Raw genomic sequence first — 1588 nt, 5'->3', positions numbered from 1 at the left:
CCGTATTGCGCGCCGCGGGTCGGGCACCAGGTGCGCACGCGCGTGTTGGCGCCGGGCTGCATCAGATAGATGGCGGCGCCGCAGCCGGTTTGGTGGGTGCGCGCATTCTCCGGCATCCATTTCTCATGGGTGCCCCAGCCGAGCTCGGACGGCTGCACGCCTTCCGACAGGAAGCCTTCCACCGACCAGGTGTTGACGAAGACGTCGGGCTCCTTCGGCTTCTTCGAGCGCTGGGTGTCGCGCTCGGCGATGTGGATGCCCTTGATGCCGGCCTGCCGCATCAGATCCGCCCATTCGCCGCGGGTCTTCGGCTTCGGGGCGTTGAGCTTCAGATCGGCGGCGACGTTGAGCAGCGCCTGCTTGACGAAGAAGGAGACCATGCCGGGATTGGCCCCGCAGCAGGAGACGGCCGTGGTCGAGCCCGCCGGGCGTGCGCGCTTGGCGGCCAGCGTCACTTCGCGAAGAGCGTAATTGGAGCGCGCTTCCGGGCCCTTGGAGGCATCGAAATAGAAGCCGAGCCAGGGCTCGTTGACGGTGTCGATGTAGAGCGCGCCGAGCTCGTTGCAGAGCTCCATGATGTCGGTCGAGCCGGTATCGACCGACAGATTGACGCAAAAGCCCTGGCCGCCGCCTTCGGTGAGCAGCGGAGACAGCAATTCGCGATAATTGTCCTTGGTCACGGCCTTCTGGATGAAGCGCACATTGTGCTTCTCGCAATGTGCCTTCCGGCCCTCGTCCTTGGGGTCGATCACGGTGACGCGCGACTTGTCGTAGTCGAGATGCCGCTCGATCAGCGGCAGCGTGCCTTTGCCGATGGAGCCGAAGCCGACCATGACGATGGGACCGGTGATCTTCGCGTAGATCTGCGAGGGAGGGCTCATGGGATGGTTTCTCCGGAACGTGCTGGCAGGCAAAGGGTGGGTGGATCCGGCGCCGCGCTCGTCAGGCGCTGCGGCGCTTGTCAGATCCTGCGGCGCTTGGCGGTGACTTCGATCTCGACCTTCATCTCGGGCTTGGCGAGAGCGCTGACGACCAGCAAGGTCGCGGCCGGCCTGATGTCGCCGAGAACTTCGCCGCAGACGGCGAAGTGGGCGTCGATGTCGCTGGCGTCGGTGACGTAGTAGGTCGCACGCACGATGTCTGCCATCTCGAATCCGCCCTCCTTCAGGGCGGCTTCGATGGTCTTGAAGCAGTTGCGTGACTGGCTCGTGACATCAGCCGGCATCGTCATCGTGGTGTAGTCGTAGCCCGTGGTTCCCGCCACGAAGGCGAACTCGCCGTCGATCACGGCGCGGCTGTAGCCGGCGGTCTTCTCGAACGGAGAGCCGGTGGAAATCAGGCGACGGGACATGGTCATGGGCCTCGACTGAAGGGAATTTTCGTGGGGTTTAAAGGGCGTTTCAGGCGCCTGCGCAACCCCAAAGCAACGGGCTTGGCGCAGGCGGCCGAACGTTGCCGTTTGGTGCGGCCGGGTCGTCGCTATGAAAACGATCCCTCAGGCCGCGTGCGCCACGGGTGCGCGAACCGACCTCCGTTTGGCCAGCGCCGCGCCGGTCGGGACGATCATCCCCGCGGCGCCGTCCAGCAC

At 65.3% G+C, this 1588-nt stretch carries 2 protein-coding genes; both read right to left on the bottom strand.

Annotated features, from left to right (window positions below):
- Positions 1–881 (bottom strand): saccharopine dehydrogenase NADP-binding domain-containing protein (locus JHD07_RS39455; RefSeq protein WP_291632039.1); only part of this gene is annotated, 881 nt, incomplete at its 3' end.
- A gap of 80 nt (positions 882–961) precedes the next feature.
- Positions 962–1351 carry a RidA family protein gene (locus JHD07_RS39450; protein ID WP_291632040.1) on the bottom strand — a complete coding sequence of 130 codons (390 nt, stop codon included), beginning with the start codon at positions 1349–1351 and terminating at the stop codon, positions 962–964.
- Positions 1352–1588 lie beyond the last annotated feature (237 nt).

The sequence above is a fragment of the Bradyrhizobium sp. genome, assembly GCF_016462955.1.
GTDB lineage: Bacteria > Pseudomonadota > Alphaproteobacteria > Rhizobiales > Xanthobacteraceae > Bradyrhizobium.
Note: the sequence above shows the minus strand (reverse complement) of the source record. Positions and strands in the feature narration are given on the sequence as shown.

Excerpts from the sequence above, each read along its gene's own strand:
- JHD07_RS39450 (WP_291632040.1), bottom strand. The coding sequence starts at position 1,351 with ATGTCCCGTCGCCTGATTTCCACCGGCTCTCCGTTCGAGAAGACCGCC.